The following is a 24801-nucleotide window of genomic DNA, read 5'->3' on the forward strand; positions in this document are numbered from 1 at the left end:
AGACGGTCCTCGATGACCGCGTGACGGTACTCGTGCACCGCCGAACCCAGCTCGGCACCGTCCCGCACCCTCACCACCACCGCGCGGCCGGAGAGAGTGCCGAAGTCGACTCCGATGGTGCACGCCTCGGGGTGGTGGCGAACCGTGGGGCCGGGAGGAACGTGTGAGCTCACGATGCGGTCTCTCTCGTCAAGGCAAGGGGATGGAGGAGCACTCAGATTGTTAGCGCTCACATTTTGGTTCGGCAAGAGTCCGGCACGGTTTCTGTCGGACATTCGGGAACGAGGGCCGGGAAAGGCGGGGCATGCCGGGTTCGGCCGCAGCCGCCACCGCAGGCGGAACTCGGCCTCGACCCTCGGGCGGGGAAAGGTTGTGAGCGCTAACAGAAGATGCCCGAAGCCCGTGCGTCCCTTGGCTGTTTCTCAGCGGCGGACGCACACCTCCCCCGCCCCACCGGCCAGGCGCGGAACCTTCCCCCGGTTCACCGGGGGAAGCAGCGGGCGAGGAAGTCGTTGCGGAACACCCCACCGGGGTCGGCGTCCGCCGTCAGCCGCTCGAAACGGTCGTAGGAGGGGTAGAGACCGCGCAGGGCGTCGGGCCCCGTGACGAAGAGCTTGCCCCAGTGCGGCCGGGCCGCGAAGGGGGCGAGGGCGTCCTCGATCACGTGCAGGGCCTTCGTCACGGCGGCGGTGTCGGGCAGCCAGGTGAAGTGGAAGGCCACGGAGTCCCGCCGGTGGGCCGGACTGAGCCAGAGGCCGTCCGCGGCCACGCTCCGGATCTCCCCCACCTGGAGATGGGGGGCGAAGGCGTCCCGTACGGCGTGCAGGGCGTCGAAGGCCGCGACGGCGTCCTCACGGGCGACGAAGTACTCCGACTGCAGTTCGTCGCCGCTGCTCGGCGTGTGCTCCAGCCTGAAGTGCGGCAGCCGGAACGGCGAGGGGCCCGGCAGGCCCAGCTGCGGCGTGCAGGAGTCGGCCGGCATGCCGGGGACGGGGTGCCTCGGGCCGTCGGCCCGCACGGCACCGAGCCACCGCGACGGCTCGTCCGCCGCCCCCGGGTCGTCCGCGCGCCGCTTGAGCCACACCTGGTCGATCAGGTCCCCCCTCCAGCGCGTGAAGAGGCTGACGCTGTACGCGGCGGACATCACCTCGTCGAAGGCGCCGCGGAGGGCGGTGACGGGCAGGTTCTCGTAGACCCACTGCCGGACGTCGAAGGCCGGCACCAGGTCCAGCGTCAGCGTGGTGACGACGCCGAGGGCACCGAGGGCGACCACGGAGCCCTCGAAGTGTTCGTCGCCCCGCTCCGTCGTCACCGTTTCGCCGGAGGCCGACACGTACGTGACGGCCCGTACGGCCGAGGCGAGGGTGCCGTTGCCGTCCCCCGACCCGTGCGTGCCGGTCGCACAGGCTCCGGCGACCGAGATGTGGGGCAGCGAACCGAGGTTGTGCAGGGCGAGTCCGGCCTCGTGGAGGCGGCCGGTGACCTCCCCGAAACGGGTTCCGCCGCTCACCGTGACGGTACGGGCCCGCCCGTCGATGTCGAGCACGCGGGGCAGGCCCGCCGTGGACACCAGGTCCCCGGTGGTGTCGGCGATCGCGTTGAAGGAATGGCCCGTTCCCAGGGCTCGTACGGCACGGGAGCCGGCCACCAGCTCCTGGAGCTCCTCGACCGAGGCGGGGACCCTGAGGCGCTCCGCGCCGAAGGTGATGTTCCCCGCCCAGTTGGTGGTGGTGTCACTCATGTCCGTCCTCTGAAGAGGGACCCGTGGCCCCGATGCGTGGGCCGCGGACGCCCGGACGCGGTCCCGACGCCGGGAGCGCGGTCGTCCCGCCCCGCCCCGGCGTTCGTGATGTCGAACGGCGTCCACGGTCTCGGTCGCCGCAGGCTAGGAGCGTCCCTCCGGGGCGGTCAAGGGCCGCTCCCGCGCGGTGAATCCCCCGTGGCGCACGCCCGTTGACATCGTCGCGCGACGCTTCGTACTGTCGCGGCAAGATTTCGAACGCATGCCGAAATATCGAACGACGGGAGTGGCCGCCGTGCGCATCACCCGGATCAGCACCCACGTGGTGGGGACGCCCTGGCGCAATCTGACCTATGTCCTGGTGCACACGGACGAGGGTCTGACGGGCGTCGGGGAGACCCGGATGCTCGGTCACACCGACGCCCTGCTCGGCTATCTGCGCGAGGCGGAGGCCAACCACATCGCGGGCTCCGACCCGTTCGCCGTCGAGGACCTCGTGCGCCGCATGAAGTACGGGGACTTCGGCCGGGCCGGCGAGATCGTCATGTCCGGGATCGCCGTGATCGAGACGGCCTGCTGGGACATCAAGGGCAAGGCGCTGGGCGTGCCGGTCTGGCAGCTGCTCGGCGGACGGGTGACCGAGCGGGTGCCCGCGTACGCGAACGGCTGGTACACCACCGAGCGGACCCCCGAGGCCTACCACGAGGCGGCCCGCGCGGTCGTGGCACGTGGCTACCGGGCCCTGAAGATCGACCCCTTCGGCGCGGGGCGGCTCGAACTCGACCCCGCCGCCTCGCGGTACGCGATCTCCCTCATCGAGGCCGTCCGGGACGCGATCGGCCCGGACACCGAACTCATGGTGGAGATGCACGGCCGCTTCTCCCCCGCCACGGCGATCCGGCTCGCCCGCGAACTCGCCCCCTTCCGCCCCGCGTGGCTGGAGGAGCCGGTGCCGCCGGAGAACCTGAAGGCGCTGGCGAAGGTGGCCGGGAAGACCGACCTGCCGATCGCCACCGGGGAGCGGATCCACGACCGGATCGAGTTCCGCGAGCTGTTCGAGTCCCAGGCCGCCGACGTCATCCAGCCGGACGTGGGGCACATCGGCGGCATCCTGGAGGCCCGCAAGCTCGCCGCGACCGCCGAGACCCACTACGTGACCGTCGCCCCCCACAACGTCGGCGGCTCCGTCCTCACCGCCGCCTCCCTCCAGCTCGCCGCCTGCACCCCGAACTTCAAGATCCTGGAACACTTCAACGACTTCGCCGACGCGGAGATCAAGAACGTGGTCCGCGGGGCCCCGGAGATCGACCCGGAGACCGGCTGCTTCCCCGTCTCGCACGCCCCCGGCCTCGGCGTCGAGCTCGACGTGGACGCGGCGGCCGCGTTCCCCCAGCAGCAGGCCAGGTTCGACCTGTGGGCCGACGGCTGGGAAAGGCGTACCCCCGTCGGCGGCTCCCGGTGACCCCTCGGGGGACGGCCGTCGTCCTCGACGCTCCCGGGAGGTTCCGGCTCGTGCCGCACGCGCCGCGGCCTCCGGGCCCCGGAGAGGCCCAGGTGCGCGTCCACGCCGTGGGGATCTGCGGCAGCGACCGCGAGCTCTACCAGGGCAACCGCCCCCCGGAGTACGTGCGGTACCCGGTCGTCCCGGGTCACGAGTGGTCCGGCACCGTCATCGCCGTGGGAGAACAGGCGCCCGCCTCCCTGATCGGCCGCAAGGTGGTGGGCGAGGGGCTGTGGAACTGCCAGACCTGCGAGCGCTGCCGCGACGGCGAGACCAGCCTGTGCACGGCCGGCTACGAGGAGACCGGCTTCACCCTCCCCGGCGCCATGGCCCCCACCCTGACGCTTCCCGCCCGTCTGCTGCACGTCCTCCCCCCGGACGCCGACCTCACGGCCGCCGCGCTCCTGGAGCCCGCCGCCTGCGCCGCCGCCGCCGTCCTGAAGGCGTGCCCGCTTCCCGGCTCACGGGTGGCCGTCATCGGTACGGGCGCCCTCGGCCTGCTCGCCACACAGCTGCTCGGCTCGTTCTCCCCCGGCGAACTCGTGGTGATCGGCACGCGCCCCGACCGCGCCGGTCCGGCCCACCGGTTCGGCGCCACTTCCTACCGGACGTGGGACGACGCCGCGGGCCTCTCCGGCTTCGACGTCGTGATCGAGGCCGCGGGCGCCTCCTCTTCGGCACACGCCGCGACGTACCTGCCGCGGCGAGGGGGACGGGTGGTCCTCACGGGCAACCCGCCACCGGGCGCGAAGGGACTCGACCCCGCCCAGGTCGTCGTCCGGCAGCTGTCGATGGGGAGCGTGTTCGGAGCGTCGTCCGGCGCCTGGACCTACGCCGTGCGCGCCTTCGCCGCGGGACGCCTCGACCCGCTCCCGCTCGTCACGCACGAGCTGCGCGTCGACGAGTTCGCACGGGCCATGGACCTCGTCCGCGGCGGCGATCCCGGTACCGGGAAGGTCCTGCTCCGCCCGCACTGACCCGGGCCGGAGGTCTTCAGCCGGTTCGTCCGCCGCCCGGCGCCGTGGCGGGTGGCATCGGGTCCGGTCGCCCGCCGGACGGCGAGGAGCGCGACGGCCGCCCCTCCGGACCGGGATCCGCCGACGTGGTCCGGGCCCGGACCACCCGGCCGGGACCGGACCACCAAGCCGGGACCGGACGGCCCCTGCTCCGAAGGGCACGACGTCCACCCGTCCCCGCGCCCCCACCGCCGACCGCGATCACCTCTCCGGACCCAGGAGGTCTGTGTGTCCCCCTTCCCGCTTCCTCCGCCCGGTTCCCGGATCCTCGGCTCGCTGGGGCTCCCGGCCCCGGAACCCGTCGCCGCGGACGCCTCTCCCCACTCCTTCCCCGACGGCGGACGGTGGCGCACGGAGATCCCCTCCGTGGAGGGCCCCGAGGCGCTCGACACCGTCCTGCGGGAGGCCGACCGGCTCTCCGTCCCCGTCCACCGCGTCAGCCAGGGCAGCGGCGTGTGGATGCTCACCGACACCGAGATCACCGAGATGGTGCGGGCCGCGGCCGAACGCTCCGTCGAGCTCTGCCTCTTCACCGGCCCCCGCGGCACCTGGGACACCGGGGCCTCCACCCGCACCGAATCGCGGGGCGGCGGGCCGCGCGCGCGGGGGCACGGCGCGGTCGCCGGCTGCGTGGAGGACGCCGTGCGCGCGACCTCGCTCGGCGTCACCTGCCTGCTGGTGGCCGACGAGGGGGTCCTGTGGACCCTGCACCGGGCGAGGACCGCGGGTCTGCTCCCCCCGGACACCACGCTCAAGGTGTCCGCGCTGATCGGCCCGGTGAACCCCGCCGCGTACGCCGTCCACGAACGGCTCGGCGCCGACTCCATCAACGTCCCCTCGGACCTGACGCTCGGCCACCTCACCGAGATCCGCCGGGTCAGCCGGGCCCCGATGGACCTGTACGTGGAGGCGCCGGACGACCTCGGCGGCTACGTCCGGATGTACGAGACCGCCGAACTCATCAGGCGCGGCGCTCCCCTCTACCTCAAGTTCGGCCTCGCGAACGCGCCGGCCCTCTACCCGTCCGGCGCCCATCTGCGGGAGACCGTGCTCGGCACGGCGCGGGAGCGGGTCCGGCGCGGCAGGCTCGTCCTCGACCTCCTGGCCAGGCACGGAGCGGGGGACGCCATGTCGCCGCCCGGTTCGCGGCTCCCCGGCCCGCTGCGCCGCTTCCCCGCCGACGCCTGATCTCCCGCCGCCCGATCCCCGTCCCCTCGGCCCCCTCGACATACGGAAAGCGACGATGCCCCTCCCCCACCCGCCCCCGCCCCCGCCCCCCGTGTCCGAACCCTTCGGCCGTCTGCCCGACGGCACGGGGGTGCGCCGGTGGTGGCTGGAGAACGGCGGAACGCGCCTCGCGGTGCTCAGCCTCGGCGGCATCGTGCAACGTCTGGAGAGACCCGACCGGAACGGCCGCCGGGCGAACGTGTCGCTGGGCTTCGACGACATCGACGGCTACCTCGCCTCCACCGCGTACTTCGGTGCCCTCGTCGGCCGTTACGGCAACCGGATCGCCCGGGGACGGTTCGTTCTGGACGGCACGCGCCACTTCCTGTCGGTCGCGGGCGGCGAGCACACGCTGCACGGCGGCGCCCTGGGATTCGACCGGCGGAACTGGACCGTGCACGGGTTCGCCCGCGGCACCGACGTCGGCCTCGTCCTCACCCTCACGAGTCCCCACGGCGACATGGGCTTCCCGGGGACCCTGGGCGTACGCGTGGTGTACACCCTCACCGAGGAGGGCGACTGGCGCGTCGACTACCACGCGGAGACGGACCGTCCCACGGTCGTCAACCTCACCAGTCACGTCTGCTGGAACCTGGCCGGCGAGTCCGCCGGCGCCGTCCACGGCCACGAACTGTCCCTGGCGGGTTCGCGGACGACGCCGGTCGACGCGGGACTGATCCCGACGGGCCGTCTGGCCCCGGTGGCCGGCACGCCTTTCGACTTCCGGACGGCCAGGGCGATCGGGCCGGGCCTGTCGGCCGACGACCCCCAGCTCCGGCACGCCGGGGGCTACGACCACAACTGGGTGCTCGACAAGGGGGTCACGGCCGGACCGGAGCCCGCCGCCACCCTGTACGAACCGGTGTCCGGCCGGATGCTGCGCATCGCGACGACCGAGCCCGGCGTCCAGTTCTCCTCCGGGAACCTCCTCGACGGCACCTCGGCCGGTGGCGGCGGCCGCCGCCACCGGGGCGGGGACGGCTTGTGCCTGGAGACGCAGCACTTCCCCGACTCCCCCAACCAGCCCGAGTTCCCCAGCACGGTCCTGCGTCCCGGCGAGACCCACCGGTCCTCGACCGTGCACTCCTTCACCACGCTCTGACGCCCCGCTCGCGCGGAAAGGGCCTGTTCCTCCCCGGGGAGGAACAGGCCCTTCTCGCCGTGCCGGTCAGGGGCATGACACCGGTCGAGGCGGGGTCACTGGCCGGCCAGACCCGTGTGGGCGATGCCCCGCACGATCTGCCGCTGGAACAGGGCGAAGACGAGCAGCAGGGGAAGGCCCGCGATCACCAGGGAGGCCATGATCTGGGCGTACCGGACTCCGAAGCCGGACTGGACGTTGACCAGTCCCACCGGGAGCGTCATGGCCTGGGGGTCCGTGGTCACGAGGAACGGCCACAGGAAGTTGTTCCACGTGGAGATGAAGGTGAAGATCGCGACCGCCGCGAGGACCGGCCGGGACAGCGGCATGACGATCGTCCAGAAGACCCGCCAGCGGCCGGCGCCGTCGACGAAGGCGGCCTCCTCCAGTTCCCGGGGCACCCCTTCGAAGAACTTCACCAGGATGAACACCATGGCGGGCACGGCGACCTGGGGCAGGATCACTCCCCAGTAGGTGTCCACGAGCCCCATGCGGACCATCTGGGTGAACAGCGGCGCGATGAGGACCTGGGGCGGCACCATGATCCCGGCCAGGACCAGGCCGTACAGGACCCTGCGGCCCCGGAACGCGGTCCGGGTGAAGCCGTAGGCGGCCATCGCGCACAGGACGACGGTGAGCAGGGTGGTGAGCCCCGAGACGACGAGGGAGTTCACCGTCCACCGCAGCAGGGTGCCCGACTCCCACACCTTGGCGTACGCCTCGAAGGTGATCCGCGAGCCGATCCACTCCAGCGGTGTCCGGGTCGTCTCCCCCTCCGGCTTGAGCGAGGTGGCGACGGCCCAGAGCAGGGGCAGCAGCCAGGCGGCGGCCAGGACGAGCGCCACGGCGAGCAGCGAGATCCGGCCCGCGGTCCAGCGGGGCCGCCGGCTCTCGGTGCGGGACGCGCGGACGGTGCGGTCACGGACGGCGGCGAGGCTCACTTGCCGGCCTCCTCTTTGCGCCGGGCCAGCACGGGCTGGACCAGGGAGACGATCAGGACGAGGGCGAAGAAGACGTAGGAGACGGCGGACGCGTAGCCGATCCGGTAACCGGTGAAGCCCTGCTGGTACACGTACTGGAGGATCGGCCGGGTGGAGTCGTCGGGTCCGCCTCCGGTCATCAGGTAGACCTGGTCGAAGATCTTGAGCGAGGCGAGCACCTGGAGGACGAGCACGAGACCGGTGGTGCGCCGCAGCAGCGGCAGGGTGATGTGGCGGAGCCGCCGCCACGCGCCGGCGCCGTCGAGCTCGGCCGCCTCGTACAGGTGCTGCGGAACGGCCTGGAGCGCCGCGAGGTAGAGCAGGAAGTTGAACCCGACCGTCCACCACACCGTGGTCAGGACGATGGAGAGCATCGCGTAGCGTTCGTCGCTCAGCCAGCCGATGCCGGGTTCCAGCCCGGCGGAGGCGAGGAGCTGGTCGGCGAGCCCGAACCCCGGCGGGAAGATCATCTGCGCGAACAGCATGCAGACGACGCCCGAGGGCAGCAGGAAGGGCGCGAACCAGCTGATCCGCCAGAGCCACTGCACGACCCTCAGTTGGTGGGCGAGCAGGGCGAGCACGAGTCCGACCAGCACGAGCGGGACGGTGGAGAGCACGGTGAACCAGACGGTGTTCCCCAGCGAGGACCACATCTGCGGGTCGGCCAGCGCCTCCGCGTAGTTGGCCAGTCCGACGAACTCCGCCTCGGTGCCGGTGATGTTCTCGCTGGTCAGGCTCATCCCGAGACCGCTGATCAGGGGCCAGACGAGAAAGAGGCCGTAGACGACCAGGAAGGGGGCCACGAAGACGAGGCCGTGCTCGGTCCACTTCCTCCGGACGGCCCGGGAGCGGGCCGTGTCGGCGCCGCGGCCCGCTCCAGCGGCCGAGGGAGCCGGAGCGGCGGGGGTGAGCGTGGTCATGACGCGACTCCGGGAAGCGGGTTGCGGGTGTCGAGGAGGCGTCCGAGCCGGAGCTTCGCCTCGGAGAGCGCCTCGCGGGGGGTGCGGGAGCCGGTGAGCAGCGTCGAGAACACCTCGCCGAGTTCGATCCACATCCGGGAGGCGGACCCGGCGAACCAGGCCGGTTCGTCGAGCACGACGTCGTCGATCACGTCGCGGTAGGCGGACTGCGGATCGAGCGCGAGGTAGGCGGGGTCCGAGAGGACCGGCCGGTACGCCGGGACGTGGCCGCCCGCCGCCCATTCGACGGAGTTCTTCAGCATCCAGGCGACGAAGACGCAGGCGGCCCTGTCCGTCGCGGTGTCGCGGCCGCGCTGGTGGGGCAGGACGAAGGCGTGGGAGTCGGCCTGGGCCGTGGCCCGTCCGAACAGCGCGGGGACCCGCGTCATCGAGAAGGGCGTCCCTCCCGTGCGGAAGGTGGTGACCTCCCAGTCCCCGTTGAGGTGGAACGCCGTCCGCCCCTGGTTGAAGATGCCCACGGAGGCGGCGTAGTCGGCGCGGCGCGTCCACAGCCCTTCCTCCACGAGGGCGGCCATGTACTCGAGCACCCGCAGGGCCTTGGCGTCGTCGAGGGCGAGGCCCTTGCCGTCGGGGGTGAGGACGGTCCCGCCGGTCTGGGAGTAGAAGGTGGAGAAGAGGCGCCAGGGGGTGATGCAGTCGGGGCCGAGGGTCTCGGTGACGAGGGCGGCCGTGCCGGTCACCTTCTTGGCGGCGCGCAGGGCCTCGGTGAACTCCGCGGCTCCTTCGACGGTCTTGAGCCGTTCCCCGTCCATGAGGCCGGCCTTGCGGCAGATGTCGGTCTGGTAGTAGAGCACGAGGGGGTGGGTGTCGAGGGGGACGGCGTACTGGCGGCCGTCGATCCGTCCGCGCCGCCACAGGTCCTCGGGGAAGTCCGCCGGGCGGACGCCCGCCTCGGCGAGCAGGTCGAGGTCGAACGGGTCGACGAGCCGGCCGGGGCCGAACCCGGCCAGCCGGGCCATGTGGAGCGCGGCGACCTCCGGGGCGCGGCCTCCGGCGCCCGCCATGCCGAGTTTGGTGTAGTAGGGGGCGCCCCACTGGAGGGTGGTGTCCTCCAGTTCGACGTCCGGGTGGGCGGCACGGAAGTCGTCCAGCATCTTCTGCATGTTGACGCCGTCGCCGCCGCCGAAGAGGTGCCAGAACCGGAGCCTGGTCCGGCCGGACGCGGCGGCCGAGGGCGGCGCGCAGCTCGCGGTCGAGGCGAGGACGCCCGTGGTGGCGAGGGCGCTCAGGGAGCCGGCGAGGACACGGCGCCGGCTGGGATGGGGTGATTGCATTGCGGCTCGTCTTCCCGGGGTGCGGCGGAGGGCGGCCGGGGCCGCCCTCCGGTGCGGAACCGCCCGAGGGCGGCTTTCCTGCAGGGGCGGCCCGTCAGGCCAGGCGGATCATGGTCCAGGACAGCGGTTCGAGCGTGACGCTCAGCGTGGAGCCGGCCAGTGCGGCTCCCTCACCCGGGTGGGGCGTGACGCGGTCCGGCTCGTCGAGGGTGTTGCGGGCGTCCGGGTCCGCGTCGGCGAGGACGGTGTGCTCGACGACCTCGCCGAGGTCCATGCCGCCCAGCGCGACGCGCAGCGGCAGGGGGCGGTCCTGCGAGCGGTTGACGGCGAAGACCGTGACGGCGCCGGTCCTCGGGTCCCGTACCGCGGTGGCCTGCAGCAGCGGCACGTCGCCGTGGACGGCGGTGGGGTACGTGGGCGAGTCGACGCGCACGTCGAGGACCTCGCCGCGGCCGTGGCGCGCGGCGTGGGCGAAGGGGTAGAAGGTGGTCTGCCGCCAGGCCGGGCCGCCGGGTTCGGTCATGATAGGGGCGATGACGTTGACGAGCTGGGCGAGGCAGGCGACCGTCACGCGGTCGGCGTGCCGCAGCAGCGCGATGAGCAGCGAGCCGAAGACGACGGCGTCGGTGACGGAGTAGCCGTCCTCGAGGAGGCGGGGGGCCTCCGGCCAGTCGAGCGGGTTCTCGGCGGCCTCCGCCTCGAAGCGGCTCTGGTACCAGACGTTCCACTCGTCGAAGGAGAGGTTGATCTTCTTCTTGGACTTCAGCCGGGCGCCGATGTGGTCGCAGGTGGCGACCACGTTCTCGATGAACGACTCCATGTCCACGGCGGAGGCGAGGAAGGAGTCGCGGTCGCCGTCCTTCTCCTCGTAGTAGGCGTGCAGGGAGATGTGGTCGACGAGGTCGTACGTCTCCTCCAGGACCTTCGCCTCCCAGGTCGCGAAGGTGGGCATGGCCTGGCTCGACGAGCCGCAGGCGACGAGTTCGAGGTCCGGGTCCATCTGGCGCATGGCGCGCGCCGTCTCGGCCGCCAGCCGGCCGTACTCCTCCGCCGTCTTGTGGCCGGTCTGCCACGGTCCGTCCATCTCGTTGCCGAGGCACCAGAGGCGGATGCCGAACGGCTCCTTGTCGCCGTGGGCGACCCGCAGGTCGGAAAGGGCCGTGCCGCCGGGGTGGTTGGCGTACTCCTGCAGTTCGAGGGCCTCGGCCACGCCCCGGGTGCCGAGGTTCACGGCCATCATGGGCTCGGCCTCGGGGCCGACCTTCTTCAGGAACGCCATGAACTCGCTGAGCCCGAAGCGGTTGGTCTCGGTGGAGCGCCAGGCGAGGTCGAGACGGCGGGGCCGGTCCTCGACGGGGCCGACGGAGTCCTCCCACCGGTATCCGGAGACGAAGTTGCCCCCGGGATAGCGGATGGCCGTGACGCCGAGCTCGCGCACGAGGGCGAGGACGTCGGTGCGCAGGCCCGCCTCGTCCGCCGAGGGGTGGCCGGGCTCGAAGACGCCGGTGTAGACGCAGCGGCCGAGGTGCTCGACGAACGAGCCGAAGAGACGGGGGTTCACCTCACCGACGGTGAACGCCGGGTCGAGGGTGAACCGGGCGACGTGGTCAGGGGTGGAGGTCATGACGTCCTTTCGTGGGGCGGGGGTGCGAGGAGCGGGGCGGTCGCCGTCAGCGGGCGAGCACCGGCCAGCCGTCGGCGCTCCAGGAGAGCGGGGTGAGGCCGAGCTTGGGAGTGCCCTGGTCCTCGGCGTCGTAGTAGTGGTGGACGAGGACGTCCCGGCCGCGGTCGCGGAGCACCGACTGTCCGCCGGGCCCGAGGTACTTGCCGTGGGCGGCCAGCAGCAGGTCGCCACCGCCCTGCGTCATCGGCCTGCCGTCGCGTCCGGTGTAGGGGCCGGTCGGTGAGGTGGAACGGCCGACGCGGATGTTGTAGGTCGACTCGACGCCCGCGCAGCAGCGGTCGTACGAGACGAAGAGGTAGTAGTGACCGCCCCGGCGCACGACGTACGGGGCCTCGACCGCGTAGGGGGCGTCGGGCCGGGTGGCCAGGTGGTGGACGGGGGCCGCGGGGAGGGGGCGCCCGGTGCGGCCGTCCAGCTCCACCATGCGGATGCCGGTCCAGTAGGAACCGAAGGACATCCAGAGTCTGCCTCCGCCTTCGACGATGCCCGGGTCGATGGCGTTGTAGGGGTCCGCCGTGCCGCTCGCGAAGATCTCTCCGTGGTCGGTCCAGGTGCCGGGCCTGCCGCTGGGCGAGGTGGCGAGCCCGATGGCGGAGTGGTTCGAACCGAAGGAGGAGACCGCGTAGTAGAGCCAGTAGCGGCCCTGGCGGTGGAGGATCTCGGGGGCCCAGGGGTCGCTCTCCGCGGAGTAGGAACGCCACCAGGCGGGGAGCGTGGTGAAGGCGGATCCCGCCCGTTCCCAGTGGCGGCCGTCCCGTGAGGTGCGCGCTTCGAGGCCGCCGTGCGTGGAGTAGACCACGTAGGTTCCGTCCATGAGGCGGATCGCCGCCGGATCGTGGACGGTGACGTCCCCGGTGACGGGCAGCGGGTCGGGGTAGGCGGCCGGCGGAGCGGCCGACGCCTGGGGGACCAGGCAGGCGAGGGCCGCCGCGCCGGCGGACAGGAGTGCCGCGGCCCGGCGGCGGACGGAACGCCCGACAGGCATGGAAAGGCTCCTTCGAGAAGACGACCGGAAGAAGTCTGTTCGAGATTACGAACGACTTTCGTAACTTCGAATCGCGAAATTAGACGCCCCGAAACACGGCGTCAACGAATTGGGCAAAATCACGAACGTCGTTCGAAATCACGAACAAGAGAAGGCGCCCTTCCCTTCGGGCCGTCCACGGATCAAGTCGCGACATTTACCGCACAGGTCACCGACCGCCACCGGTGCGACGCGGCGGGCGAGGTCGCCCGCGAGCCGGTCGACCGGGTCTCGGCGACGGCCTCGTCCGCCCGGAAGGCGCCCCCGCGCCGGCTCTTTCCCGACTCCCGGCGGGGGCGACGGTCGTTGCCGTGTTCCGGTCGCCGGGTCAGCCGGCCGTGGCGTTGAGGTGGTAGGTCGTGTCCACTTGGAAGCCTTCCGCCGTGGTGCCTCTGATCTCGAGGACGTAGTGACCGGGAACGAGTGGGGCGAGGGCGGACCAGAGGCCCCAGGCGAGGTGCCTGCGCAGCCCGACGCGGAAGGGCGGGGCGATGAACTCGCGGAGGGGGAGGGGGGCGCCGTTGAGGTGCGCCTCGGCGCGGGTCACGTCGAGGGAGAGGGGCTTTCGGGAGTGTCGCTTGGAGTGGTGCACGTTGAGCACCGGGAAGAACACGGGGCGCCCGGCCGGGATCTCGCAGCGGCGGACCACCCGGCCGCCGTAGGTGCCCGCCAGGAACCACAGGTCGTCCGGCTGCCGCCAAGCGGCGTGCGCGCCGGTCCTGTCGGCCACGGGGCTCACCTCGTCGGGGGCGGACAGGGCCCACTGCCACCAGCGGGCGGCCAGGACGCCACCCTCTTCGTCGGATATCTGCCATGCGCTCACGCCGCCGCACCCTACGGGACGCCTGTGCCGCAGGGCCCGGGAGGGGCGGTCCCGTGAGACGCCCACCCCACCGGTGCGGTCACGGCGGCCCGGCGCCCGAGCCGGGGGCCGGGGCCCAGGGCGCCGTGCGGCACCACGAGGTCGAGAAGCCGTTCGACGCGAAGAGCGCGCGGTGACCGGGGGTGAGCACGGGCGGGTCGTGCCCGGCCACCGCGGAGACACGCCCGGCCGCCGGCGTCCGCCGACGGCCGGGCGCCTCGCGCGGAAGCGGGGTCAGGCGCCCGCCTCGGGGGCTTCCCGCTGGTCGGGAGGGGTGCCGCCGCCCTCGCCGCCGCCGCGTTCGCCCTTGTCCGTCCCGTGCGGCCTGCCTCGGCTCCGGCGCGGTTCCTTCGCCTCGTCGGCCTTGAGCGACGCGCTGTCCTGCGGCGTGCCGGCGCCCCGGCCGCTGCGGCGCTGCTCGGGTTGCTGGGGGTTGCCCATGGTGGCCTCCTGACGTTTCTCGTCGGGTGCGTCGACAGGCGTGTGACCGGCCGGCACGGTTTCATGCGCCCGGAGGGCGGGCCGTCAGGGCGTGAAGAGGATCTTGACGGCTCCGTCGTCCTTCTTCTGGAACATCTCGTACGCGTCCGCCGCGTCCGCGAGGGGCACCCGGTGGGTGGCGAAGTCGTCGACCCCCAGGGGGTCGTCGTCGGTCAGCAGCGGCAGCAGCCGGTCGACCCAGCGCAGCACGTTCGCCTGCCCCATGCGGAACGTCAGCTGCTTGTCGAACATCGTGAGGAGCGGCATCGGGTCCGCCTGTCCCCCGTACACCCCGGAGAGCGACACCGTCCCGCCGCGGCGCACCAGTTCGACGGCCAGGTGCAGGGCGGACAGCCGGTCGACGCCGTAGCGGCGCATGAGCCCGCGGGCGACGCCGTCCGGCAGGAGGCCGACCACCGTCTGCAGGCCGTGGGCGACCGGGGCGCCGTGGGCCTCCATCCCGACGGCGTCCACGACCGCGTCGGGGCCCCGCCCGCCGGTGAGGTCGCGGACCCGGTCGATCAGTCCGCCGTCGGCGTCGGAGGGGTCGAGGACGTGCACGCCGCGGGCCGCGGCGCGGGCGCGTCGTTCCGGCACGGGGTCGATGCCGATGACGAGGCCGGCGCCGCGGTGCGCCGCGATGCGGGCGGCCATGTCGCCGATGGGGCCGAGGCCGAGGACGGCGATCGTGCCGCCGGGCGGCACGTCCGCGTACTCGACGGCCTGCCACGCCGTCGGCAGCACGTCCGAGAGGTAGACGAAGCGGTCGTCCGGCGGCCCCTCGGGGACGTGGACGGGAAGGGTGTCGCCGAAGGGGACGCGCAGGTACTCCGCCTGGCCGCCCGGCACCTGCCCGTACAGCTTGGTGTAGCCGAACAGCGCGGCTCCCGAGCCGTAGGCGCGCACCTGCGTCGTCTCGCACTGCGAGTGCAGGCCCCGCTCGCACATCGGGCAGGTTCCGCAGGAGACGTTGAACGGCACCACGACCCGGTCCCCGGGGGCGGTCCGCCGCACGTCCGGCCCGACCTCCTCGACCACCCCCATCGGCTCGTGCCCCAGCACGTCGCCCGGGTCGAGGAACGGTCCGAGCACCTCGTAGAGGTGCAGGTCGGAGCCGCAGAGCCCGCTCGTGGTGATCCGCACGATCACATCGGTGGGCTCCTGGATCCGCGGGTCCGGCACGGTCTCGACCGAGACCTTCCGCCGGCCCTGCCACGTGACGGCCTTCATGGCGTACGCCCCTTCCGTGTTCTCTCGTCGGTTCGGTCCGTCGGGGACGCGACGCCGGCACGCCGACCGGTCCTGAAGTGGTCGGCGCGGGTCGCGTCCGGACGGGGACATGGCCCGGCGGATCGTTCCGGGCGGCGCCGCCGCCCGGAGGGGGGAAGCCGGGCGACGGCCTTCTGGGGTGCGCACCCGGTCTGCGGATGCCCCCTCGGCCGGGACTCACTCGTCCCGGGCGCGCCCGGATCGAGAACCCCGGCGCTCCGGCACGGGGACGGCACGGGCCGCGTCCCCGTCCGTCACGGCGTGCCCGGTGTCCCGACGGGGGCGGCGGGGGCGGGGCAGGCGACCGCGCCCGGCTTCACGGAGAGCTTGAGCCGGGGCGTGGTGAGCAGGCCGGGGATCTGGAAGTCCTGCGCGGTGCCGGTGATCCGGTCGAACTTGGCGTAGCGGGCCTGGATGCCGAAGCGGTGCTGCGGGGCGCCGAGGGGGTTCGGCACGTACGCGCCGGAGGCGTCCTTGACGGTGCGGACGTCGGCGCCGTTGACGTTGAGGTCGACGATGCCGTCCATGTCGAGCTCGCCGGTGGCGTTCCTCAGGTCGAGGACGGTGTTGCGGGTGCGGATCTCCCAGGAGCCGGGGTTGTCGTCGCCGAGGGTGAGCAGCAGGGTGTACGTGGCTCCCGCGATCTGCTGGCGCTGACTGAGGCAGAGCCCGTTGAGGACCCCGTCGGCGAAGCCCATCCGCAGCACCCGCACGCTGCCGGCCGTGCCGTCGGGGCGGACGACCGCCTGGTCGACGACGGCGGCGCCGTACTGGGTGCCGTACAGGCTGCTGGTGGTGAAGTCGACGGGCCGGTCCTGGACGCTCAGGCCGACGGCGAGCGCCCCGCCGGCCATCGCCGAGCCGAGCCCGCCGGCGGCGAGGAGGGCGGGGACGGCGACGGCGAGGGCGCGCCGCCAGTGGGTGCGGCCCTCGGGGCGGAGCGGTGCGGAGCTGCTCATGGCGTGGTCACCGTGATCGTTCCGGGGAGGTGGACGGGGTTGTCGGTGGAGTTGAGCTCGGCGTGGTCGTCGACGGTCCGGATGGCGTAGATGTCGCCCTGGAACTCCTCCGCGCCGGCCGTGAGCGGGATGAGGGAGCCGAAGAAGTCGAGCAGTCCCTGGACCTCGCAGATCTGGAAGATCACGCGCACGCAGACCCGGTTGATCTTCCCCCACATCATGGTGGTCTCCGGCCGGCCTGCGCTGTCGTAGCCGCCGAGCGAGCCCTCGTCCGGCACGTCGATGACGAGGGTGTGGCCGTCGGCCCGCTGGGTCACGTTCATGTGCGAGCGGATCTTCAGCTTGGTGAAGGTGTACTTGTTCGTCACCACGGTCGTGCCGTCGGAGAGCCGGACGGTGACGTTCTTCTCGACGGTCAGGGAGACGGCGACCATGCTGTCGATGCTCACCCGGAGCGGGTACGGGCTGGGCAGGAACGGTACGCCGAGCGGTTCCACGGCGGCGGGCGGGCGGCCGGCGGCGCTGCTCGGGCGGCCGGAGAGGAGCGCGGTGGCGACGGCGAGCAGCAGCGCGGCGACGACGGCGACCGTCTTGCGCCGCCCCCGGACGCCCGCCCCGGCCGTCACCCCTCCACCGCCTCGGGTACGGCTCCGGCGGCGGCCCGCGCCGCTCCGCGCGGGCGCTTGGCGCCCCAGCCGACCATCATCGAGCCGCCGAGGACCCCGAGGGCCATGCCGAGGAGGAAGCCGCCGAGGTTGGAGACGACGAGGGAGACCACGGCGAGGACGCAGCCGATGAGGCCGAAGGTGTACCGCTGGCGGGGGGCGGCGAGCGGGACGAGTCCGCAGAGGATCATCCCGCCGCCGACGAGGTAGCCCGCGACGCCGCCGAAGCCGGTGCTGACGATGAGCTGCACGGAGCTGAGCGAGAACTTGAGGACGGTCCAGCCGCCGGCCACCATCCACACCGCGCCCCAGAAGGGGCGGGTGCGCCGGAAGGCCCGGAACCACCCGTATGCCGCCCGGGCCCGGCTCAGCATGTGGTGGCCTTTCCGGTGACGACCCTCAGCTTCAGGTTCGGCAGCACCAGCGCCCCGGCCATCTCGGCGTCGTACGCGGTGGCGTTGAGGCCGTGCAGCCGGATGGAGCTGCCGCCCTCGCCGCCCGCCGAGCCGAGGCCGAAGCCGCCGGGCAGCGCGCCGGTGAGCGGTTTCCCGGCGACGGTGACCTGGTCGGCGGACTGGCCGAGGACCGCGTTCTGGAGCGTGGTGGGGCCGTAGGCCTGGAGCTCGGTGGCCTGGATGTAGAGGTTGGAGGCGTCGATGTCGGTGGTGAAGCTCGCGGGCGGGGTCGCGGTCACCGTCTGGCCGCCGGTGAGCAGGAGCGAGTACGGCACGCCGGCGATCGACTGGTGGACGATCCCGCACAGTCCGGCGAGGCCGGCGCTGGCGAAACCGACGCGTGCCATGGCGGTGTCGGTCGTCGTGGTGCCGTCCGGCCGCCCCACGGCGGGGGTGTTGACGATGGCGCCGAAGCCGCTGCCGGAGACGCCGTTGGAGGTGAGGGTGAACGGCTGTCCGGTGACGCTGAAGTTGGCGGCGAGGGCGCCCTGCGCGAGGACCGTGCCGAGCGCGCCGATCGCGAGGCAGGAGGGGACGAGGGCGAGGGCGCCACGGCCCCAGCGGGTGCCCCGGCGGGTGCCGTCGGCGGCCTCGGCGAGCATCCGGGCGTTCCAGCCGGCGGCGGCGCGGACGCCTCCGGCGCCGAGCCGGGCGAGCGGTCCGCGCGTCGTGCGGGGCGCTGCGTGGAGGGGGTTCATGCGGAGCCGCTCCTCACGGATGCGGGGGACGCGGGGGTCCCGTCGGTGACGCGGTCGCGCCGGCGCGCGAGGCGTCCCGGGCGCTTGGCGGGCTTCTCGGGCAGCCAGGCGAAGGCCATGGCGCCGCCGAGGACGGAGAGGCCCATGCCGACGAAGAGGCCGCCGAGGTTGGACAGGGGGAAGGAGGCGACGCCGGCGATGACGGCGATCGTGCCGGCGGTGTGGCGCTGGCTCGGCAGGGCGAGGACGAGGAGGGCCATCGCCATGATGACGACGCCGCCCGCCATGCCGGCGACGCCGCCGACGCCGACCTGGAGGATCCTGCCCAGCGGCGCCATCGGCAGGAAGAAGATCACGAAGCCGCCGAGGGACATCCACAGCGCGGCCCAGAACGGCCGGGTGCGGCGCCAGCGGCGGAAGCCGCGGCGGGCGCGGGCCGGGGCGGAGGGCCGGGGCCCGATGGCCTCGGCGGGCGGAGCCTCGAAGGCCTCGGGGGCCTCGGGGGCCTCGGGGGCGGGCGGGTCGGTGCTGGTCACGGGGGCCTCGCAGGAGCGGTCCGGAAGGGGCGGGCGGGGGCCGGTCCGGGGCGGCGCGCCCCGCGGTGGCGCGCCGTCCCGGTCCGGGTCGTGCGGTGGTGCCGTCGTGCGGTGGTGCTGATGGGGTGCGGAGGGGGTGTCAGCAGCCCGTGTCGCCGTGCTTGATGGCGATCGCGAGGTCGGGGAGCGTGATGGCCCCGGCGATCGTGGCACCGTTCGCGTCGGCGTTCAGGTTGCTGATGTCGGTGCGGCCGCCGGTGGCGTCGAGGCCGAACTGGCCCGCGGCACCGTCCTGGATGCCGGTGGCCTTGATGCCGGCGCCGTCGGCCGCGGCGCCGATGACGTTCGGGGTGGCGTCGGTGGCGTTCAGGGTGGCGGTGGCCGCCTTGAGCGCCTGGGCGTCGAGGATGAGCTTGTTGGCCTGGAGCCCGGCGCCGTTGGCCAGTTGGTCGCTGGTGAGCGGGGTCGCGGCGGCGGGCGAGGAGATGTTGAGCGACCAGGTGCCGAGGCTGCCGATCACCGGGAGGGCGACCGACTGGGTGGCGTGGACGCAGATCCCGTCGAGGCCGGCCTTGGCGATGCCGACCTGGGCGGCGCCCTTGGGGCCGCCGGCGTCGATGGTGTGCATGACCGCGCCGATGCCCTGCGGGGCCGCCACCGTCTTGGAGCTGAGGGTGAACGGCACGCTGGTCAGGGAGAGGTTCGCCGCGAGGGCGCCCTGGACCATCGCGGTGGCCATGGCCGCGACCGCCGCGCAGGCGGGGACGGCGAGGAAGGCCGATCTGCGCCAGCGGGTGACGCCTCTGGGCTCGTTCTGCATGAGGGTTCTCCAACCGTGGGTTCGGACACTCTGTGGCTGCCTGTTCGAGAATTGGACACTCTGAGAAGTTGTGTCAATAGCACGGACAAGGCTGGTAGTTCTGTCACCGTCCTGAGGAGTTCCGGCGCTGTTCTACGCTGGCGCGATGGCACGCTTCAGGGAGACGGTCCGGACACTCCTGCGCGAACGGCTCCTCGACGCCGCCTTCGAGCGGGTCGCGGAGCACGGCTTCGACAAGCTGCGCATGGCCCATCTCGCCGGTGACGTGGGCGTCAGCCGGCAGACGCTGTACTCCGAGTTCCCCTCCAAGGAGGCGGTCGGCGAGGCGCTGTTCCGGCGCGAGCTGGAGCGCTGCCTGGTCGGCATCCAGCAGGGTCTGGACGCCCACCCGGGCGACCTGCGCGCGGCCGTGGAGGCGGCCGTCGGCTTCACGCTGACGCTGGCCCGCCGCAATCCGCTCATCCGGGCGATGCTGACGAGCACCGGCGAGGGCGGCCTCCTCCCCTATCTGACGACCCGCTCCGCCGCCGCCTTCGAGCTGGCGACGACGGCGCTGGGGACGTACGTGGCGGAGACCTGGCCCTCGATCGACCCGGTCGCGCGGGACCTGGCGGTGGACACGGCGGTCCGCCTGACGGCGAGCCACGTCGTGCAGTCCGCCGCCTCCCCCGAGGAGTCGGCCCGCCGCATCGCGGACACGACGGTCCGGGTCGCCCTCAGCACGGGCGCGGAACGCCTTCCGGCCGGCACGGCCCGCCCCTGAGACCCGCCGCGCCTCTCCGGCTGCGGCTCCGGCTGCGGCTGCGGCCGCTACGGCTCCTACGGCGGCGGAGACCCCGCGTACTCCTCCAGTACGGGCCGGTTGCCGAGCCCCGGCGCGGTGGTGACGGGGTAGGCCCGCAGCCCGACCCTTCCCTCCACCCGGTCGATCGCGCCCCAGCCGTACTGCCGGGAGTCGTCCGACAGGTCGGGGTTGTCGCCCAGGTAGAAGAAGCCGCCCTCGGGCACGGTCCGCAGCTCCGCGCGCGCCGACCGGGTGCCCTCCGCCGAGCAGCAGGCGCCCGCGCGGCGGGCGCGATCGGTCCACTGGGCGGCGACCACCCGGCGTACGGGCCCCGTGCCGCCCTCCTGGAGCAGCACCTGGAAGGGTTCCGCGCCGGTCGACACGATCGCCACCCGGTCCCCGGGCAGGCCGATCACCCGTTTCACCATGAGGGAGTCCTGCCGGCCGCCGCGCAGCAGGACCACGTCGAAGCGGTCCACCCTGCCCTCCGAGCCCGGCGAGACGAGGATCCGGTCGCCCGGCCGCAGGGTCGGGTCCATGCTGGACCCGTCGACCCGGACGCCGAGGGCGGTCACGGCCACTCCCGCGAGCAGGCAGAGCAGGACACCGGTCCCGAGGACGGCGCCGAGGACGCGCCCCGCCCTCATCGGCGGCCCCTTCGGCCGCCGTGTCGGCCGGGGCGCGGTACGGCCCCGGACCGGTCGCATTCGGTCATGGCGGGACGGTAGGCCGGGCGGCGGGCGGGGGCCGTGACCGTACCGCTCAGCCTTGTTGACCGCGCGTCGACCAGGACGGGGACGCGGGCCCCGGCCCCGGTGCGGCGACCCCCCGGACCTGGTAGGCGCGCGGGGTCTCGCCGGTCCAGCGGCGGAACGCCCGGTGGAAGGCGCTGGGTTCGGAGAAGCCGAGCCGCCGGGAGAGCCGCTCGATGGAGACCCGCCCCGCGGCGAGCTCCGCGAGGGCGTGGTCCCGCCGCACCTGGTCGCGCAGCCGCTGGTACGTGGTGCCCTCGGCGGCCAGTCGGCGGCGGAGGGTCTGCGGGCTGACCGAGAGCCGCTCGGCGAGCTCCTCCGGGGTGGGCACGGGTCCGCCCGGCAGCGCCCGCCCGATGAGGTGGCGCACCCGTCCGGTGACGGTGCCTCCCCATTCCGAGCAGACCAGCACGCCGTCGGGGGCGCGGCGCAGGAAGTCCCGGAGCGCCGCCGCGTCGCGGAGCACGGGCTCGTCGAGGTCGGCGCGGTCGAGGACGGCGGCGGTGCGCCCGGCGCCGAAGACGCAGGGGGCGCCGAAGAGCAGGGCGTACTCGGCGGAGTGGCGGGGCTCGGCGTGGGCGAACTCGACCCGGCGCAGTCCGATCCGGCGGCGGACCAGCCAGCCGGCGAAGCGGTGGGCGACGAGGACGGTGGCCTCGGCGCCGAAGTGCAGGGGGTCGTCGTAGCCGGAGAGGTCGAATTCGAGCCGCGCCTCGTCGGGGCCGCCGGACTCCCCCGCCGGCGCCGCCGGTTCGACGAGCCGGAAGCTCGGCCCGCCGGGGAAGAGGGAGTAGAAGGCGCGGGCCCGGTGCAGGGCCTCGCGCAGGTCGCGGCTGCCGTGGACGACGAGGTGGCCCATCATCGCGAAGGAGCCGACCTTGGTGGGCGCGCCGCCGAAGCCGAGCAGCTCGTCGTCGAGGCTCGCCCAGAGCAGCCGGACGAGGCGGCCGAACCGTGCGGAGGGGACCCGGTCCGGCGGGAGGCCGGCGAGGAGGTCGGGTGAGAGTGATGAGGGTTCCGGCGGGAGGCCGGCGAGGAGGTCGGGTGAGAGGCCGGCGCGGGCGAGCAGCGGCCCGGTGTCCACCCCGCGCCGCTCGGCGCCGAGGACCACGGCCCGTACGTGATGGGCGCTGACCGATCCCGTCCGCGTCCGCATGCCCGTCGCCTCCGTTCGGCGCGTTTGACACTTCGACCTATGGTTGTCCAAGTTCGGACACTCTCATGTGAACTGTAAGGCCCCTGGGGGGAGTCTGTGCGGAACGGGGCCTACGTCACAGGAACTCCGTCTACCGTCGCTTCCGGAAGACTCCAGCGGTGCATCGAGAGGGGCAGGCATGAGCGGAGTGGCACGGCGGACCGTGGTCGCCGCCGGCGGGGCGGGGCTCGCGGCGGCGCTGACCGCCTGCGGCGGCGGCACGAACGCCGAGGGCGACACCGGCACGGGCGGCACGGACGGCGCCCCGGAGGGCCCGCTCGCGAAGACCGGGGACATCCCGGTGGGCGGCGGCAAGGTCCTGGCCGGCAAGGGGATCGTCATCACCCAGCCGAAGGCCGGGGAGTTCAAGGCCTTCTCGTCGAAGTGCACGCACGCGGGGTGCGCGGTGAGCGAGGTGAAGGACGGCACGATCGTCTGCCCGTGCCATCAGAGCAGGTTCGACATCTCGGACGGCAGCGTGAAGGGCGGCCCGGCGACGGCGTCGTTGCCGCCGGAGCCGATCGAGGTGAAGGGCGAGGACATCTCCTTCGGCTGACCGGCCCCCCTCGCCCGCTCCTCACGCGCGGGCGGAGGAACGCCTCGGCGCCTTCCACGCGGTGAGCAGTTCGTCGGTGGCGGCGAGGGTGGCGACGAGCGAGAGGGTGTTGCGGATCATCACGGGGGTGTAGTCGGCCGGCACCCCCGCGATGGCGTCCCGCGGTACGACCACGGTGTGGCCGAGGTCCACCGCGTCGAAGACGGCGTCGGGCACGGCCACGTTGGCGGACACCCCGGTCACGACGAGGGCCCGGCAGCCGAGGTTGCGCAGCAGCGCGTCCACGCCCGTGCCGGCCAGCGGGGAGAGGCCGTGCAGCCGCCGCACCACCAGGCCCTCGTCGGCCACCCGGATCGGTTCCGCGATCCGTACCGCCGTGGAGCCGCTGTGCTGCTGCACGGGCAGCCGGGCCGCGGCCCGGAAGAGGCGGGCGTCGCCGTCGGAGCCGCGCCCGTCGGGGCGCCGCTCCGCGACGGCGTGCACCACCTGGACGCCGGCGCCGTGGGCGGCGTCGACCAGCCGGGCCACGTTGGCGAGGGCCCCGGACTCCCGGGCGACCGCGGCGAGTTCGGGCAGGGCGCTCTCCGCGCCGACGACGCCCCGCCGGCACTCGACGGTGAGCAGGACGGCCCCGTCCGGGCCCAGTCGCTCGTCACGTTCTTCCCCGCGTCCCATCCCCCCTCGCACCCGCCCACCTCTTGCACGGGCGCGCGAGAGGGACCCATGATTTCTGACGTCTCATCAGAAATCCAGAAGGGTGCGGACGATGACCGTCGCACAGCGCCATGGCCGCAGGATCATGATGTCCCCGGAGGAGCTCGACTCCTTCCTCACCGAGCAGCGCACCTGCCGGGTCGCCACCGTCTCCGCCGACGGCCGCCCCCACCTCAGCGCGCTCTGGTACGCCTGGGACGGCACCTCGCTCTGGCTGTACTCGCTGACCCGCAGCCGCCGCTGGGCCGAGCTGAGCGCCGACCCCAGGATCTCGGTGCTGGTCGACGACGGCGAGGAGTACGGCGACTTGCGCGGGGCCGAGCTGTCGGGGACGGCGGTCTTCGTCGGGGAGGCCCCCCGCACGGGCGAGCCGTGCCCGGAACTCGACGCCGCGGAGCGGCTCTTCGCGGCGAAGAACTTCGGCCTCGACGCCATGCCGCACGACGGCCGGCACGCCTGGCTCCGGCTGACCCCCGACGCCGTCGCCTCCTGGGACTTCCGCAAGCTCGCGACCCTCTAGGCGGGTCCGGGGCGCTCAGTCGGCGTGCGGGTGCCCCGCCTCCCGCAGCGCCTCGACGACCGCGCGCAGGGAGGGCCGGCGGCCGGCGTCGGTGCGCCAGGTGGCGTAGATGTGCCGGCGCACCTGCTGGCGCACGGGCACGCAGACGACCCCTTCGGGGTGTGGCCTGCCGAGCCGGGGCGTGACGCAGACGCCGAGCCCCGCGGCGACGAGCGCGAGCTGGGTGTGGTGTTCGCCGGCGAAGTGCGCGATGCGGGGTTCGATGCCCTGGGAGCGGAGGGTGAACATCAGCCAGTCGTGGCAGAACTCGCCCTCCGGCCAGGACACCCACTCCTCGTCGGCGAAGTCCGCCAGGTCCACCGCCTCCCGGTCGGCGAGCCGGTGACCGGCCGGCAGGGCCACGTCCGCGGCGTCGTCGAGCAGATGGGCCCGCTCCAGCTCGCCGGGGACCGGCGCCCGGCGGTTGCTCCAGTCCAGGACGATCGCCAGGTCGGCGTCGCCGCGCAGCACCGCCCGCACCCCCTGCTCGGGTTCGAACTCGGCGGTGCGGACCCGCAGGTCGGGGTGGCGGGCGCGCAGCGCGGCGAGGGCGGCGGGGAAGAGGCCTCGGGCGGCGGTCGGGAAGCCGACCAGTCGCACCTCGCCGACGACCTGGCCGCGCCGGGCCTCGATGTCGGCCTGGGCGAGCTGGACGTGGGAGAGGATCCGGGCGGCGTGCTCGGCGAGCAGCAGGCCGGCGTCGGTGAGCCGGACTCCGCGCCCGTTCTTGGCGAGGAGCCGCTGGCCCACCTCGCGCTCCAGCTTGGACAGCTGCTGGGAGACGGCGGAGGTCGTCACGTGCAGACCGTCGGCGGCGCCGCTGACGGAGCCGTGCCGGGCGACGGCGTCGAGGGTGCGCAGGCGCTCCAGGTTCAACATGTAAGCAATGCTAAGCGAAAGGGTCGAGACAATCTCGCTTGTCCTACGAG

27 protein-coding genes and 1 pseudogene are annotated in these 24801 nt (G+C 73.5%); 8 read left to right on the forward strand and 20 right to left on the reverse strand.

What is annotated here, in order from left to right; all coding sequences use genetic code 11:
• Positions 1-173 (reverse strand): annotated as a pseudogene (locus IE245_RS33245) (ribulokinase); the annotation flags it as partial.
• Positions 174-481: 308 nt separating this feature from the next.
• On the reverse strand, positions 482-1741 hold the full coding sequence (locus IE245_RS33250; protein ID WP_189954521.1) for an FAD-binding protein: 1260 nt from the start codon (positions 1739-1741) through the stop codon (positions 482-484).
• A 295-nt stretch (positions 1742-2036) separates the two neighbouring features.
• Here IE245_RS33250 and IE245_RS33255 point away from each other — a divergent pair, with 295 nt between their 5' ends.
• The 4 genes from IE245_RS33255 (at position 2037) to IE245_RS33270 (ending at position 6587) form a co-directional block, all read left to right on the forward strand.
• Entirely contained in the window at positions 2037-3203 is a 1167-nt protein-coding gene (locus tag IE245_RS33255; RefSeq protein WP_189954616.1) for a mandelate racemase/muconate lactonizing enzyme family protein, read from the forward strand.
• Positions 3200-4219, forward strand: a complete 1020-nt coding sequence (locus IE245_RS33260) for a zinc-dependent alcohol dehydrogenase (RefSeq protein ID WP_229851923.1) — start codon at positions 3200-3202, stop codon at positions 4217-4219. The genes IE245_RS33255 and IE245_RS33260 overlap by 4 nt, the downstream gene beginning before the upstream one ends.
• A gap of 267 nt (positions 4220-4486) precedes the next feature.
• Positions 4487-5446: a hypothetical protein gene (locus IE245_RS33265; RefSeq protein ID WP_189954527.1), complete on the forward strand. Its 960-nt coding sequence runs from the start codon at positions 4487-4489 to the stop codon at positions 5444-5446.
• 55 nt (positions 5447-5501) lie between these two features.
• Complete coding sequence (locus tag IE245_RS33270) at positions 5502-6587, forward strand: aldose epimerase family protein (protein ID WP_189954529.1); 1086 nt, start codon at positions 5502-5504, stop codon at positions 6585-6587.
• A gap of 95 nt (positions 6588-6682) precedes the next feature.
• Here IE245_RS33270 and IE245_RS33275 read toward each other — a convergent pair whose 3' ends face one another.
• The 6 genes from IE245_RS33275 to IE245_RS33300 all read right to left on the reverse strand — a co-directional run bounded on the left by IE245_RS33275 (position 6683) and on the right by IE245_RS33300 (position 13391).
• On the reverse strand, positions 6683-7567 hold the full coding sequence (locus IE245_RS33275) for a carbohydrate ABC transporter permease (RefSeq protein ID WP_189954531.1): 885 nt from the start codon (positions 7565-7567) through the stop codon (positions 6683-6685).
• Positions 7564-8526, reverse strand: a complete 963-nt coding sequence (locus tag IE245_RS33280; protein ID WP_189954533.1) for a carbohydrate ABC transporter permease — start codon at positions 8524-8526, stop codon at positions 7564-7566. The genes IE245_RS33275 and IE245_RS33280 overlap by 4 nt, the downstream gene beginning before the upstream one ends.
• On the reverse strand, positions 8523-9860 hold the full coding sequence (locus IE245_RS33285) for an extracellular solute-binding protein (protein ID WP_189954536.1): 1338 nt from the start codon (positions 9858-9860) through the stop codon (positions 8523-8525). The genes IE245_RS33280 and IE245_RS33285 overlap by 4 nt, the downstream gene beginning before the upstream one ends.
• Positions 9861-9954: 94 nt before the next feature.
• Positions 9955-11484, reverse strand: a complete 1530-nt coding sequence (gene arfA, locus IE245_RS33290) for an arabinosylfuranosidase ArfA (protein ID WP_189954538.1) — start codon at positions 11482-11484, stop codon at positions 9955-9957.
• A 46-nt stretch (positions 11485-11530) separates the two neighbouring features.
• The gene (locus IE245_RS33295) at positions 11531-12529 is read right to left on the reverse strand and encodes an arabinan endo-1,5-alpha-L-arabinosidase (protein WP_189954540.1); all 999 of its coding nucleotides are present in this window, start codon (positions 12527-12529) and stop codon (positions 11531-11533) included.
• 367 nt (positions 12530-12896) lie between these two features.
• The gene (locus IE245_RS33300; RefSeq protein WP_189954542.1) at positions 12897-13391 is read right to left on the reverse strand and encodes a hypothetical protein; all 495 of its coding nucleotides are present in this window, start codon (positions 13389-13391) and stop codon (positions 12897-12899) included.
• A gap of 53 nt (positions 13392-13444) precedes the next feature.
• Here IE245_RS33300 and IE245_RS37860 point away from each other — a divergent pair, with 53 nt between their 5' ends.
• Entirely contained in the window at positions 13445-13567 is a 123-nt protein-coding gene (locus IE245_RS37860) for a hypothetical protein (protein WP_268256614.1), read from the forward strand.
• A gap of 97 nt (positions 13568-13664) precedes the next feature.
• On the opposite strand, the gene IE245_RS33305 is transcribed toward IE245_RS37860, so the two are convergent.
• From IE245_RS33305 to IE245_RS33340, 8 genes are all read right to left on the reverse strand, one after another.
• Positions 13665-13871: a hypothetical protein gene (locus IE245_RS33305; RefSeq protein ID WP_189954544.1), complete on the reverse strand. Its 207-nt coding sequence runs from the start codon at positions 13869-13871 to the stop codon at positions 13665-13667.
• Between the two features lie 84 nt (positions 13872-13955).
• A complete protein-coding gene (locus tag IE245_RS33310; protein ID WP_189954546.1) occupies positions 13956-15140 on the reverse strand; it encodes an alcohol dehydrogenase catalytic domain-containing protein in 1185 nt (394 codons plus the stop codon).
• Between the two features lie 293 nt (positions 15141-15433).
• Positions 15434-16138 carry a DUF6230 family protein gene (locus IE245_RS33315; RefSeq protein WP_189954548.1) on the reverse strand — a complete coding sequence of 235 codons (705 nt, stop codon included), beginning with the start codon at positions 16136-16138 and terminating at the stop codon, positions 15434-15436.
• A complete protein-coding gene (locus tag IE245_RS33320; protein WP_189954550.1) occupies positions 16135-16764 on the reverse strand; it encodes a hypothetical protein in 630 nt (209 codons plus the stop codon). Before IE245_RS33320 ends, IE245_RS33315 begins: the two co-directional genes overlap by 4 nt.
• Entirely contained in the window at positions 16761-17177 is a 417-nt protein-coding gene (locus IE245_RS33325) for a DUF6114 domain-containing protein (protein WP_189954552.1), read from the reverse strand. The genes IE245_RS33320 and IE245_RS33325 overlap by 4 nt, the downstream gene beginning before the upstream one ends.
• A complete protein-coding gene (locus IE245_RS33330) occupies positions 17171-17956 on the reverse strand; it encodes a DUF6230 family protein (protein WP_189954554.1) in 786 nt (261 codons plus the stop codon). The genes IE245_RS33325 and IE245_RS33330 overlap by 7 nt, the downstream gene beginning before the upstream one ends.
• Positions 17953-18492 (reverse strand): DUF6114 domain-containing protein, encoded by a 540-nt coding sequence (locus tag IE245_RS33335; protein ID WP_229851925.1) that lies wholly within the window; start codon positions 18490-18492, stop codon positions 17953-17955. The genes IE245_RS33330 and IE245_RS33335 overlap by 4 nt, the downstream gene beginning before the upstream one ends.
• A 139-nt stretch (positions 18493-18631) precedes the next feature.
• Positions 18632-19312 carry a DUF6230 family protein gene (locus IE245_RS33340; RefSeq protein WP_189954556.1) on the reverse strand — a complete coding sequence of 227 codons (681 nt, stop codon included), beginning with the start codon at positions 19310-19312 and terminating at the stop codon, positions 18632-18634.
• A 145-nt stretch (positions 19313-19457) separates the two neighbouring features.
• Between IE245_RS33340 and IE245_RS33345 the strand changes: the two genes are divergently transcribed.
• Positions 19458-20075 carry a TetR family transcriptional regulator gene (locus IE245_RS33345; RefSeq protein WP_189954559.1) on the forward strand — a complete coding sequence of 206 codons (618 nt, stop codon included), beginning with the start codon at positions 19458-19460 and terminating at the stop codon, positions 20073-20075.
• Positions 20076-20131: 56 nt separating this feature from the next.
• Here the strand turns inward: IE245_RS33345 and lepB are convergent, their stop codons facing one another.
• Both lepB and IE245_RS33355 read right to left on the reverse strand, forming a co-directional pair.
• On the reverse strand, positions 20132-20743 hold the full coding sequence (gene lepB, locus IE245_RS33350) for a signal peptidase I (RefSeq protein ID WP_189954561.1): 612 nt from the start codon (positions 20741-20743) through the stop codon (positions 20132-20134).
• A 115-nt stretch (positions 20744-20858) separates the two neighbouring features.
• On the reverse strand, positions 20859-22004 hold the full coding sequence (locus IE245_RS33355; RefSeq protein WP_189954563.1) for an AraC family transcriptional regulator: 1146 nt from the start codon (positions 22002-22004) through the stop codon (positions 20859-20861).
• Positions 22005-22182: 178 nt separating this feature from the next.
• Between IE245_RS33355 and IE245_RS33360 the strand changes: the two genes are divergently transcribed.
• Positions 22183-22599, forward strand: coding sequence for a Rieske (2Fe-2S) protein (locus IE245_RS33360; RefSeq protein WP_189954566.1), 417 nt, complete (start codon positions 22183-22185; stop codon positions 22597-22599).
• A 21-nt stretch (positions 22600-22620) separates the two neighbouring features.
• Here IE245_RS33360 and IE245_RS33365 read toward each other — a convergent pair whose 3' ends face one another.
• Positions 22621-23274: a cysteine hydrolase family protein gene (locus IE245_RS33365; RefSeq protein ID WP_189954568.1), complete on the reverse strand. Its 654-nt coding sequence runs from the start codon at positions 23272-23274 to the stop codon at positions 22621-22623.
• Between the two features lie 91 nt (positions 23275-23365).
• On the opposite strand from IE245_RS33365, the gene IE245_RS33370 reads away from it, so the two are divergent.
• Entirely contained in the window at positions 23366-23833 is a 468-nt protein-coding gene (locus IE245_RS33370) for a pyridoxamine 5'-phosphate oxidase family protein (RefSeq protein WP_189954569.1), read from the forward strand.
• 15 nt (positions 23834-23848) lie between these two features.
• Here the strand turns inward: IE245_RS33370 and IE245_RS33375 are convergent, their stop codons facing one another.
• The gene (locus IE245_RS33375; protein ID WP_189954571.1) at positions 23849-24751 is read right to left on the reverse strand and encodes a LysR family transcriptional regulator; all 903 of its coding nucleotides are present in this window, start codon (positions 24749-24751) and stop codon (positions 23849-23851) included.
• Positions 24752-24801: the final 50 nt, after the last annotated feature.

Origin of the sequence: Streptomyces roseolus (assembly GCF_014649855.1) — a bacterium.
In the GTDB taxonomy this organism is placed as follows: Bacteria; Actinomycetota; Actinomycetes; order Streptomycetales; family Streptomycetaceae; genus Streptomyces; species Streptomyces roseolus.